Here is an 11,193-nt window from a genome sequence, read left to right on the forward strand (position 1 = left end):
GATGCGCACCGCCTTCACCGAGCTGCTCGGGGTCCGGCATCCGATCGTGGGCTTCAACAGGTCGCCGGCCGTGGTCGCCGCCGTGACGAACGCGGGCGGGTTCGGTGTGCTGGCCGCGTCCGCCTACGCGCCTGACGAGCTTGACGCGCAGCTCACCTGGATCGAGGAGCAGGTGCAGGGCCGGCCGTACGGGGTGGATCTGCTCGTCCCGTCGACGTTCGCCGCCGGTGACCCGGACGATCTGATCGCCAGCCTGCGCGCGCAGATCCCGGCCGAGCACCTGGCGTTCGTCGCGGAGCTGCTGGACCGCTACGGCATCCCGGCCACCGGCACCCGCGACATCGCGGATGAGTTCGCCGCCGGCGTCAGCCCGACCGGTGTGGCCGCGCTGCTCGACGTGGCGTTCACGCACCGCATCTCGCTGATCGCGAACGCGCTCGGCACCCCGCCACCCGACCTGGTCGCCCGCGGCAAGGCGGCCGGGGTGGTGGTCGCGGCGCTTGTCGGCGCCGGCAAGCACGCGGTCCGGCAGCTGGCCGCCGGCGTCGACCTGCTCGTCGCGCAGGGCACCGAGGCGGGTGGCCACACCGGCACGATCGCCACAATGGTCCTCACCCCGGAGATCGTCGACCTCGCCGGTGACGTGCCGGTCCTCGCGGCTGGCGGCATCGCGGACGGGCGGCAGATGGCCGCGGCGCTCGCGCTCGGTGCGGCCGGCGTGTGGTGCGGCTCGGTCTGGCTGGCCAGCCACGAGGACGTCGCGATCGCCGCGATCAAGTCCAAGTTCCTGGCCGCGACAAGCGCGGACACGCTGCGGTCACCGACCCGCACCGGCAAACCGGCCCGGCAGCTGCGCAGCGCCTGGCACGACGAGTGGGAACGGCCGGGCAGTCCCGCGCCGCTGCCGTTGCCGTTGCAGCCGCTGCTGACCGGCGAGGCCTGGCAGCGCATCGACGACGCGGCCACGGCCGGGCACGAGGGCGCGCTGCGCCTGGAGTCGTTCTTCGTCGGGCAGGTGGTGGGCGCGTTCCGCGAGCTGCGGCCGGCCGCGGAGATCACCCGGGCGATCGCGGAGGAGTGCGAGGCCCGGATCGCCGCGCTGGGACGGCTGGTGTGATCGACGACCGGACCCCCGTGATCATCGGGGTGGGGGAGGCGTCCGAGCGGCTTGCCGACCCCGGCTACCGGCGGAGGTCCCCGGTGGATCTCGCCGCCGCCGCGGCCCGCGCGTGCGGCGGCATCCCGGTCGACGTGATCGCCGGCGTCCGCCAGTTCGAGATCTCCACCCCCTGGTCGCACGCGCCGCTCGGCCGCGCCGACACCTTCCCGCGCGCGGTGGCGGCCCGGCTCGGCCTCGATCCACGACGCGCGATCCTCGAGGTCACCGGCGGGCAGGCGCCCCAGCGGCTGGTCTCCGAGCTGGCCGGGGAGATCGCGGCCGGGCGTGCGGAGACCGCGCTGATCTGCGGCGCCGAGGCGATCTCCACTGTCGCGCACTACGCCCGTGCGGACGACCGTCCCGACTTCACCGAGCACGCGCCAGGGCAGATCGAGGACCGGGGGTACGGGCTGGACGGCCTCGCCCCGAAGCAGCTCGCCGCGCACGGACTGCTCGACCCACCCGGGCAGTACGCGTTGTTCGAGCACGCCCGCCGCGCCCGGCTCGGGCTGTCCCGCACGGACTACGCGGCCGCGATGGGCGCGCTCCTCGCACAGTTCACCCGGGTCGCCGCCGGTCACCCGCACGCGGCCGCGCCGACCGTGCGCACGGCGGCGGAGCTGGTCACGCTCACGCCGGCCAACCGGATGATCGCGGACCCGTACCCGCGGTACCTGGTCTCCCGAGACAAGGTCAACCAGGGTGCGGCTGTGCTGCTGGCCTCGGCCGGGGCCGCGCGCCGACACAGCATTCCGCAGGACCGGTGGGTGTTCCTGCACGGCCACGCCGACCTGCGCGAGCGGGACGTGCTCGACCGCCCGGACCTGTCCGCCTACCCGGCCGCGGTGGCGGCGGTCCGGCACGCGCTGGACCAGGCAGGGCTCGACCTGGCCGACCTCGGCGTGCTCGATCTGTACAGCTGCTTCCCGATCGCGGTGTTCGCGGTCTGCGACGGGCTTGGGCTGCCGGCCGACGACCCGCGCGGGCTGACCGTCACCGGCGGGCTGCCGTTCTTCGGCGGGCCCGGCAACAACTACTCGCTGCACGCGATCGCGGAGGTCGTCCGGCGGCTGCGGCGGGCGCCGGGCACGTTCGGGCTGGTCGGGGCGAACGGCGGGTTCCTCAGCAAGTACTCCGTGGGCGTCTACTCGACAGTGCCGGCACCGTGGCGCGAGTCCGGCGACGCGGCGATCCAGGCCGCGCTCGACCGGGTGCCGGCGGTGCCGCTGTGCGACGACCCCAGCGGGCCGGCCGTCGTCGAGACCTACACCCGCAAACCCGGGCAGGACGCGATCGTGATCGGTCGGCTCGACGACGGGCGGCGCTTCGTCGCCAGCACCCCGCCGGGCGAGGACGACCTGCTCGGCGCACGTGGACACGTCACCACCGAGGACGGGCGAGTGGCATTTTCCCGGGATTCGCCGCAGCCGCCGGCCGTCTAGCGTCGTTGTCAGACAGCAGGCGGCACCGCGAGACAGGAGCACGGCGATGAGCGAGACCTACGAGTTCATGATGGACGCGGACGGCAACGGCACCGACGACTACGTGGTCGCGGAGAAGTACGCGGACGGCAGCATCGTCACCGTCGCGGACCTCGACGCGGACGGGCTTGTGGACGTCGCCACCTACGACGCGGACGGCGACGGTGTGGCGGAGGAGACCTACGAGGTCCCGGGCGGCTACACCTCGCTCGCCGCGGACGACACCGTCACTGTCACCGAGACGTACACGTACTCGTACACGAACTGACCTCTCCGGCTCACCCTCCACACAGGATGCGGGGTGAGCCGGTTTTTCATTCATGCGCCGGGATGACGGCCCCGCCCGAGCGCCGTGAGCTGCACATCGTGGTGTTCTCGGCCGGTATGAGGCTTTGATGGACACCATTACGATCGCGTACTCCCAGGTGGCAAACCTTCAATATCACCGATCGGTGCGGCACGATATGAGCACGGACTGCGGCGATCCGATTACTCACGTAGAGTCCCTCTGCACGCCCTAGGCTGCCGCGGCCCGCAGCACCCGTGCCCCGAGGAGGACCGTGCAAGCCGTGGTCGACGTTGAGGATCTGCTGACCGCCGGACTCGACGCCCTCTCCAGCCACCAGCGTCGCGCGGCCCGGGTCATCTCGCTCGTCCCGACGGAGAACGCGGGCTCCCGCCTGGCCAGAGCCGCCTACGCCACGGACGCCGGCGCCCGCGCGTTCTACAACATCGACGGCGAGCCGGGCGGGTGGACGCTGCCGTCCCGCCGGCACGCCGCCCGGATCGAGACCGAGGTGACGCTGCCGCTGCTGCACCACGTCACGGGCGCGTCCTATGTGTCCGCCCGGCCGCTGTCCGGCATGCAGGCGACCGCGCTCGTGCTCGCCTCGGTGGACGCGGAGCCGGGCGCGACAGTGCTTGTGGTGCACGCGGCCCACGAAGGATCATGCCGGACGTCGCGGCTGGTTCGCCGCATGCGGTTCGCGGCCGTGCACCTGGCGCACGCGGATCCGTACCGGCCCGACCCCGGCGAACTGGCAGCCGCGATCTCGGCGTACCGGCCGGTGCTGGTGATCTTCGAGGACGGCGGCCTGTTCCCGCTGCCCCTGGCCGAGCTGCTGCCGGCCGGCGAAGGTGTCCGCACGCACGTGGACATCTCCGCCACCATGCCGCTGATCTTCGGCGGCGTGCTGCCGACCCCGCTCAAGCTGGGCGCGGACAGCATCGGCGGCGCCACCCACACCGCATTCCCCGGCCCTCAGCACGGCCTGCTGGCGATGCGGACCGCGCCGGTCGCCGAAGCCGTCTTCGCCGCCGAACGTGACCTGGTCGCCTCCCACCACCTGGCCGCGGTCTGCGCGCTCGGCTTCGCGCTTGCCGAGTTCCAGTCCCGGGCCGGCGAACGGTACGCGCGCGCGATCCTGCACACGGCCCGCGCGCTCGGCGCCGCACTGGCGGCGGAGGGCGTGACACCCGAGGCGGCCGATCGCGGTTACACCGGCGGCCACCAGCTGTGGGTGGACACCCGCCCGTCCGGGGTGGACGCGGCCGTGGCCGGCGAGCGCCTGGCGGCCGGCGGCATCGACGCGGAGATCCGGTACGACCTGCCGGGCCTGGGCGGGGCGCCCGCGCTGAGCCTGGGCGTGGCGGAGGTGGTGCACGCCGGTCTCACTGCCCAGCATGCGCCGCGCCTGGCCGGCCTGATCGCTCTCGCCATCCACGACCCGGAAGCCCGCGACCGCGTCGCGTTCGACGTCCGGGCCCTGCGTCAGCACCTCCAGAGCCCCTACATCCTGCCGGGCTGACCACCCGTTCAGGAGGCCCTTCGTCCTTGCCACGGCGGGTCCGGCTCCGGAGCGACGTGCGGAGCGCCAGCGGAGCCCGACGCTCCGGTTTGCCCGCGGGAGCACGCGGGCTGGACCCGGGCGGGAGCGGGAAGATCGGGTTGTCAGCCGTTGGTTTCGCGGGCCCAGGGGAGGAGGAGGCGTTCGATCAGGGCTACGCCGTAGAAGAGCATGACGGAGATGACGGCCAGGAGCACGATCGCGGCGAAGGCGGCGGGGGTGTCGAAGTTGGAGGTACTGCGGCTGATCACGGTGCCGAGGCCGCGTTCCGGGTTGGAGAGTTCGGCGACGACGGCACCGATCACGGCCAGGTTGATCGCGGTCTTCAGGCCCAGGAAGATCTGTGGCAGCGCGTAGTGGAAGCGGACCTTCAGGAACGTCTGGCTGCGGGACGCGCAGAGGGACGCGGCCAGCTCGAGCGACTCGGTCGGCGCGGAGGTCAGGCCCTGCTTGACGGCGAGCAGGATGGGGAAGAAGCACATGATCGCCACCAGCGTGATCTTCGGGGGCAGGCCGAAGCCGAGCCAGAAGAGCAGCAGGGGCGCGAGCGCGACCTTCGGCACCGCGTTAAGCGCGACGAAGACCGGCAGCGTAATCCGGTCGGCGGTGGTCGAGGCGGCCAGCGCCACGCCGATCGCCAGGCCGGCCACGGACGCGATCGTGAAGCCGGCGAGCGTCTCGATGAGCGTGATCCACGCCTCGCCGAGCAGGTAGTCCGGCTTGGCCAGGAACGCGTCGAAGATCTGCGGCGGGGACGGCAGGAAGAACTCGGGTACGTCGCCGAGCACTGTGAACGTCCACCAGGCGAGCACGACGCCGATGATTCCGGTGACGGGCAGGAGTGCTGCGCGATGCGTCAAGGGACGGCTCCGGATCAGGGTCGGGGCGAGGACTTAGGATGTGCCGGGCGTGCGCGGGCACACCGGGAAGATGGCGGTCCCGGTGTGCTCGGGCACGCCCGGCACGTATGGAGACGGACTCAGCCGCGCTGAGCGACGACCGAGAAGACCTCGTGGCCGTGGATCAACGTTGCGGGTTGCGCCATGATCTCCGGCACCCTGTCCAGCCGGGCCTTGTCCATGCCGGCGGCCAGCACCTTGTCGTAGGTCTGTGCGTGGATCGCGGTCAGGAAGCGGGCGCCCGCGTTCCCGCCACCCCAGTACGAGCTGAACGTGCGGGTCTCGACGCCGGTCATGCCGAGGTCGGTGAGTGTCTGGTGCATCCCCGGCGCCCAGCCCGGATCCGTACCGTGTGCGTCGAAGACCTTCCGGCCGACGGTCCGCTGGAACTCCTCGACGATCTCCGCGTCCGCGCCGACGACCGCGATGTTCTCCCGCCGGGCCCGGAAGTCCTCAAGACAGAGCCAGCCTCCGGGTACGAGACGGTCGATCAGCCGCGCCGTGATCGCCTTCCGCGGCGGCAGGTGGCCGAGCGTGAGCCGCGCGTGGATCAGGTGGAACGGCCCCTCCGGCAGCGGCTCGTCGGAGAGCAGGTCCAGCTGCACCACCTCGAGGTTGCCGTCCGGTTCGATCGCCGGGTGCAGGTCCAGCGCGACCACGCGGCCGGTGTCGCCGACCAGGTAGCGCATCTTCTGCGCGACGCTGCCGGCCCCGGCGCCCACCTCGAGCATGCTTGCGCCGGCCCAGGTCCCGGAGGGCAGGCCGGTCGCGGGGAAGCTCTCCCGGTCGATCAGGCTGGTGATCCGGTACATGGTGTCGTCGTCGAGCAGGTCGCTGAGCGCGTCGTGGTGCGAGCGTGACGTCGCGTGCAGGTTGCTGAGCGGGTACGGCCTGATGTCGGTCATCAGGTCACTTCGCCGCGGACGGGTTCGCGGCGGGCGTACCACCGGGGACGAAGTTGAAGTCGATCATGTCGGTCACGTCGACCGGCGGCAGCTGCAGCACGCCTTCGAGGATCGCGGCGCCCTTCGCGGCCCGGTTCACGTCGATGAAGCCGACGGGCATCGCCGGGTCCTGCGGGTAGACGTAGGACTTCATGATCTTCAGCTCCGCGGCCGCGACGTCCGGGTCGGTCTCCGGGACCTGCTGGGCCAGGATCTTCGCGGACTCCTCCGGGTTCTTGACCGCGTAGTCGAGGCCCTTCATCAGCGCGTTGGTGAAGTCCCGGACCAGCTGCGGCTGCTCCTGGATGAGCTGGGTGCGCGCGGTGAGCACGTTGCCCATCAGGTCGGTCAGGCCGTCGCTGTAGGGGAGCACCACCAGGTCCTGGTCCTTGGTGATCAGGCCCTTGCCGATCGCGGCCTTGCGCACGCCTGGTGTGCCGGCCACGAACAGGCCGATCGCGTCCACCTGGCCGGCGATCAGCAGGCCCGGCACCTGGTCCGGCGCGACCTCCTGCCACTGCACGGTGTTGAGCTGCGCCACGTCGATGTTGAACGCGGACGCGTAGGCGGGGAAGACCGACTTCGGGGCCGCGCCGGCGCCGACGCCGATCTTCTTGCCCATCAGCTGGCGGGCGCTGGTGATGCCCTTGCTGGGCAGCGTGACCATCGAGATCAGCGTCTGCGCGTGGATGGCGGCCACGATCTTCACGGCCTTGCCGCCCTTGGCGTACCGCGGAACGGCGCCGGACCAGTCCACCGCGCCGAAGTCGACCTTCCCGGACTCCATCGCCGCGTAGTTCTTCTCACCTGCCGCACCGGCGAGGATCTCGACGTCCAGGCCGACTTCCTGGAAGAAGCCCTTGCCCTTAGCCACCGCGCCGGCCGCCTCACGGCCCGGCAGGCCGAACGCGGTCATGTACGTGGTTTTTCGGATCTCACCCGGGGGTGTCGCCGCGGGGGGAGCGTCCTCCGAGGAGCATCCGGCGGCCAGGCCGGTCAGACCGACGCCGGCCGCGGCGCTGCCTGCCAGCAGCGTCCGGCGGCTCAGGGGCCGGTTCAGCAGTGAAGCCACTGCAACATCCCTTCCTGGAATTCCTAGCATTCTAAGTTGCCGTGGAGCAGCCGCGGGGGTGCGGCGAGGGGGGTCTCCAGCGGCAACGCGAGGTGGAGCGCACGCCCCGGTCAAGGGGGAGGGCCCGCCTAACGTCACCCACAGTTGCTGACCAAGAGCAAGCAGGGCGGACCCTCGGCACGAAAACCTAGAATGCTTCTCATTCCAAGTCAACTAGGGGCACTGAGGATTCTTGGGATGCTTGTTATCCGAGGTTGAGCGTGATGTCATGGCAGGCGCTGACCAAGGGAGTCCCTCACCATGCCCGCCACCCCCATCTACCAGCAGATCATGGCTGACATCCGCTCGAAGATCGCCTCCGGCGAGCTCAAGCCCGGCGACAAGTTGCCCTCCATCGCCGGGCTGACAGTGGAATATCGCTGCAGTGCCGAACCGGTCAAGATGGCCCTCCGCATGCTCAACACCCTCGGTGAGCTCCAAGGTCACCAGGGCCGTGGTGTCTACGTGCCCGCAAGCGCCGAGGCGCCGTCGCGGCCGAAAGCGATGTAAAAATATCACTCTACGTGTTTAGTTGAGTCGACTGCGTAATCAATCGATCGAGTGACATCAGTCGTCCCAGGCGAGCCGCGGGCGACCTCCGGCAAGCGAGACGACGCGCGCCAGCAGAAGCTTGTCGTCGATCGCGATCACCACCCGCTCGCCACGCTGCACCTTCAGGCCCTCGCCGCTGATCGCGCCGCCGAGCGCGGTGGCGTCGAACGAGACCTCGGCCGCGCCGGCCGACCCCCACAGCCAGGCCGGACCGCTGGGAACGCTGGCACCGTCCGCGCCTGTGGTCCAGGTGATCGCCGCAACCATGTCCCGGTCCGCCGGGCGCAGGTGGGTGAACGCGAACCGCGCCCGTCCCTCCCGCCCGTCGACGGTGGCCGCGATGCAGGTCATCGGCGACTCGCCGAGCGAGATGCGGGCCGCGACCGAGACGCCGGCCGGCACCTCGCGGTCGAGCTGGGCGGAGAAGCCACCCACGGACATGTCCGTGGTACGGCCGGCCGCGGGTTCGGTCGCGCCGGGCCACCAGACCGCGATGGCCGAGGTGACCGGCAGGCGGGCATAGCGCCGGCGGTCCGCGCCGGTCGGGCGGGGGATGCCGAGTTGCAGCTCCGCGCCGTCCACCCCGCGCACCGCAGCCCACCAGCGGCCGAGCGGCGTGACGCGGACCAGCGAGACGGTGTCGAACTGCTGCAGGCCGGTCCAGTCGCCGCTGCCCCGCCGCAGGCACAGCGCCCGTTCCTCGGCCGCGATCACCGTCGCCTCACCGCCCGGCTCCACGCGTACGGGCACGTCCACCCATCCCTGAAGATCCGCCATGGACCTATCGTGTCTGAAACGTACCGATAAATGCTTCTAAAATGGTTTAAGAAAGTACGGTGGAGATCGCAGAGGAGGTCCAAACCGTGTCGGTGTCCCGTCGGTGGGTCCTGGGCGCCGCGGCAGGCCTGATGGCCGCGTCCGCCGCCGGGTGCGGCGACGACGGGGACACGACCGCGGCCGACGGAGAGACAGTGCTCTGGTACTGGCCCGGCGGGCTCAGTGCCGCCGTGCTTGCCGAGGCCGTCACCCGCTTCGCGGACAGGACCACGCTCACCCCCACGCTGATCGAGGGCGACTACCGGGCCAGGCTGAGCGAGGTGCTGGCCGGCCCGGCAGACGGCGTGCCGTCGATCGCCGGGCTCAAGGGCGAGGAGATCGCGTCCTTCCTGCCCCGCGCCGACCTCTTCGCCGACCTGCACCAACTCGGCGCGGACGACGTGGCCGGCGACTACCTGCCGTGGAAGTGGCAGCAGGCCAGCGCGCCGGACAACCGGCTGATCGGCTTCCCCATCGACATCGGCCCGACCGCCATGTACTACCGCGCGGACGTCTTCGACAAGGCCGGCCTGCCGGTCGAGCCCGGTGAGGTCGCGGCCATGCTCGGCACCTGGAACGACTACTTCGAGGCCGGCCTCCAACTCGGCCGCAGGGTGCCCGGCACGAAACTGCTGCGCAACGCGGGCGAGCTGTTCACAATCGTGATCTGCCAGGGCGCGAAGCGTTTCATCGACGAGGGGAACCACTTCGTCGGCGACGCCACCCACGTGCGCGCGGCCTGGGAGACAGCGGTCCGGCTGGTCGGCATGGGCGTCAGCGCGGGCATCCCGGTCCACGACGACGCACTGTGGAAGGCCGGGCTGGCCGACGGCTCGCTCGCCACCGAGCTGGGCGCGGCGTGGCTGGGCTTCGACATCAAGACCGCGGCGCCCGGTGCGGCCGGCGACTGGCGGGTGGCGGCCGGGCCCGCGTCCGGCGCGAACTACGGCGGGTCGTTCCTGTCGCTGCCGAGCAACGGCCGGGACCCGAAGCTGGCGTACGAGATCGTCTCCTGGCTGCTGTCCCCGGAGAACCAGGCCCGGGCGTTCACCGACGCGGCGCTGTTCCCGGCCGCGCCCGCCACGTACACGATGCCTGCGCTGCGCGAACCCGACCCGTACTTCGGCGGCCAGGTCACGGTCGAGGTGTTCGGCGACTCGGCCCAGCGCGCCCACCGCGTCTACGAGGCCCCGGCGGACCAGGACGTGCACATGATCTACGTGAAGCAGCTGGAGGCGTACGAGCGCGGCGACAAGTCCGAGACCGAGGCCTGGCGTGACGCGGTGGCCGAGGGCCGCCGCCTGGCCGCCAGCCTCGGCGTCAACTAGCGCCTAGACCTGCCCGATCGGCCGCAGATACTGCTCCGGGGAGCGCACGATCGCGTCCGCCATGTCGTCGTACCACTCGCTGCGGCGCGCCTGCGAGATCTGCCGGCCGATCACCGCGGCCGCGTTCCCGCTGTCGATCAGCAGCCCCGGCGTCTGGATCCAGCCGACCGGCAGCGGCCGGCCGGTCTTCGCGGACAGCGCCTGCAGCCGCCCGGCTACGTCACCCTGCAGATAGGGCTCCGTCGACACAAGCGCCATCCGCCCCTTCTGCGCCAGCCCGAGCGACTTGCCGTCGAAGCCGATCGCGCCCGCGGACCACTCCTCCCGGCCGACCGCGCGCAGCGACGCGATCGAGGCGACGTCCCGGCCTCCGACCCCGATGTACGCGATCGCGTCCGGGTTGGCGTTCCGCAGCGTCTGCCAGGCGCGCAGGTTCGCGGACGGCTCCTGCTTGGTGTCGAACGGGCCGACCACCACCGCGCTCGGCAGCAGCCGGTGCAGCGCGTCCCGGACGCCGGCCACCCGCCGCTCCAGCGACGCCACACCCGGACTCGGCGAGCCGATCACGACCACGCCCCCGGTGTCGGCAGGCAGCGTGCCCGCGACCGCCTCGCCGAGCATCTCGCCGAGCCGGTAGTTGTCGTTGCCGATGAACAGCGACACGCCGGACCCGGGCGCGGGCGGCGTGTGCACAGCGATCACCGGCAGGCCGGTCGCGGTCGTGGTGCCGAGCGAGTCGGCGAACAGCTCCGGGCTGAGCGTGAAGATCGACAGCCCGCCCGGCGCCGCCGCCTCGACGTCCCGGTACGCCTTGAGCTCCGCGGTGCTGTCCGCGACGCCCGGCCCGGTCTCGGAGTGCGCGACGCCGCCGACCGACTCCACGCCGTGCGCGAACCCGAGCGTCATCTCCTGCACGAACATGAACTGCCGGCTCGCGACCAGGAACGCCACCGCGCCCGGCCGCCGGCTCCCGGAGCAGCCGGCCGTCGTCATCGTGAGCAGCGCCGCGAGCAGTGCGCCGAGAATCCGCATACGCCTCCCATCGGCACGGTTCCG

General features: G+C 71.7%; 11 protein-coding genes. 6 read left to right on the top strand and 5 right to left on the bottom strand.

Going from position 1 to position 11,193, the window contains the following annotated elements:
* Position 1: 1 nt before the first annotated feature.
* From ACIA8K_RS18100 to ACIA8K_RS18115, 4 genes are all read left to right on the top strand, one after another.
* Positions 2–1,117, top strand: a complete 1,116-nt coding sequence (locus ACIA8K_RS18100; protein WP_396060177.1) for an NAD(P)H-dependent flavin oxidoreductase — start codon at positions 2–4, stop codon at positions 1,115–1,117.
* A complete protein-coding gene (locus tag ACIA8K_RS18105) occupies positions 1,114–2,601 on the top strand; it encodes an acetyl-CoA acetyltransferase (RefSeq protein WP_396060179.1) in 1,488 nt (495 codons plus the stop codon). Before ACIA8K_RS18100 ends, ACIA8K_RS18105 begins: the two co-directional genes overlap by 4 nt.
* A 46-nt stretch (positions 2,602–2,647) precedes the next feature.
* A complete protein-coding gene (locus ACIA8K_RS18110; protein ID WP_396060181.1) occupies positions 2,648–2,908 on the top strand; it encodes a hypothetical protein in 261 nt (86 codons plus the stop codon).
* 301 nt (positions 2,909–3,209) lie between these two features.
* On the top strand, positions 3,210–4,448 hold the full coding sequence (locus ACIA8K_RS18115; protein WP_396060183.1) for a hypothetical protein: 1,239 nt from the start codon (positions 3,210–3,212) through the stop codon (positions 4,446–4,448).
* Between the two features lie 143 nt (positions 4,449–4,591).
* Here the strand turns inward: ACIA8K_RS18115 and ACIA8K_RS18120 are convergent, their stop codons facing one another.
* From ACIA8K_RS18120 to ACIA8K_RS18130, 3 genes are all read right to left on the bottom strand, one after another.
* Positions 4,592–5,347, bottom strand: a complete 756-nt coding sequence (locus tag ACIA8K_RS18120; protein ID WP_396060185.1) for an ABC transporter permease — start codon at positions 5,345–5,347, stop codon at positions 4,592–4,594.
* Positions 5,348–5,466: 119 nt separating this feature from the next.
* Positions 5,467–6,291 (bottom strand): class I SAM-dependent methyltransferase, encoded by an 825-nt coding sequence (locus ACIA8K_RS18125; protein WP_396060187.1) that lies wholly within the window; start codon positions 6,289–6,291, stop codon positions 5,467–5,469.
* Positions 6,292–6,295: 4 nt separating this feature from the next.
* The gene (locus ACIA8K_RS18130; RefSeq protein WP_396060189.1) at positions 6,296–7,402 is read right to left on the bottom strand and encodes an ABC transporter substrate-binding protein; all 1,107 of its coding nucleotides are present in this window, start codon (positions 7,400–7,402) and stop codon (positions 6,296–6,298) included.
* A gap of 300 nt (positions 7,403–7,702) precedes the next feature.
* On the opposite strand from ACIA8K_RS18130, the gene ACIA8K_RS18135 reads away from it, so the two are divergent.
* Positions 7,703–7,951, top strand: a complete 249-nt coding sequence (locus ACIA8K_RS18135) for a winged helix-turn-helix domain-containing protein (RefSeq protein WP_396060191.1) — start codon at positions 7,703–7,705, stop codon at positions 7,949–7,951.
* A 57-nt stretch (positions 7,952–8,008) separates the two neighbouring features.
* On the opposite strand, the gene ACIA8K_RS18140 is transcribed toward ACIA8K_RS18135, so the two are convergent.
* On the bottom strand, positions 8,009–8,770 hold the full coding sequence (locus ACIA8K_RS18140) for a hypothetical protein (protein ID WP_396060193.1): 762 nt from the start codon (positions 8,768–8,770) through the stop codon (positions 8,009–8,011).
* An 86-nt stretch (positions 8,771–8,856) separates the two neighbouring features.
* Here ACIA8K_RS18140 and ACIA8K_RS18145 point away from each other — a divergent pair, with 86 nt between their 5' ends.
* On the top strand, positions 8,857–10,137 hold the full coding sequence (locus ACIA8K_RS18145; protein ID WP_396060195.1) for an ABC transporter substrate-binding protein: 1,281 nt from the start codon (positions 8,857–8,859) through the stop codon (positions 10,135–10,137).
* Positions 10,138–10,140: 3 nt separating this feature from the next.
* On the opposite strand, the gene ACIA8K_RS18150 is transcribed toward ACIA8K_RS18145, so the two are convergent.
* Complete coding sequence (locus ACIA8K_RS18150) at positions 10,141–11,169, bottom strand: substrate-binding domain-containing protein (protein ID WP_396060197.1); 1,029 nt, start codon at positions 11,167–11,169, stop codon at positions 10,141–10,143.
* Between the last annotated feature and the right edge of the window lie 24 nt (positions 11,170–11,193).

This window comes from Catenuloplanes sp. NPDC051500 (assembly GCF_044454585.1).
Lineage (GTDB): Bacteria > Actinomycetota > Actinomycetes > Mycobacteriales > Micromonosporaceae > Catenuloplanes.

What these genes read in the sequence shown, in the direction of transcription:
- ACIA8K_RS18100 (WP_396060177.1), top strand. Translation starts at nt 2, where the DNA reads ATGCGCACCGCCTTCACCGAGCTGCTCGGGGTCCGGCATCCGATCGTG.
- ACIA8K_RS18110 (WP_396060181.1), top strand. Translation starts at nt 2,648, where the DNA reads ATGAGCGAGACCTACGAGTTCATGATGGACGCGGACGGCAACGGCACC.
- ACIA8K_RS18125 (WP_396060187.1), bottom strand. Translation starts at nt 6,291, where the DNA reads ATGACCGACATCAGGCCGTACCCGCTCAGCAACCTGCACGCGACGTCA.
- ACIA8K_RS18135 (WP_396060191.1), top strand. Translation starts at nt 7,703, where the DNA reads ATGCCCGCCACCCCCATCTACCAGCAGATCATGGCTGACATCCGCTCG.
- ACIA8K_RS18140 (WP_396060193.1), bottom strand. Translation starts at nt 8,770, where the DNA reads ATGGCGGATCTTCAGGGATGGGTGGACGTGCCCGTACGCGTGGAGCCG.
- ACIA8K_RS18150 (WP_396060197.1), bottom strand. Translation starts at nt 11,169, where the DNA reads ATGCGGATTCTCGGCGCACTGCTCGCGGCGCTGCTCACGATGACGACG.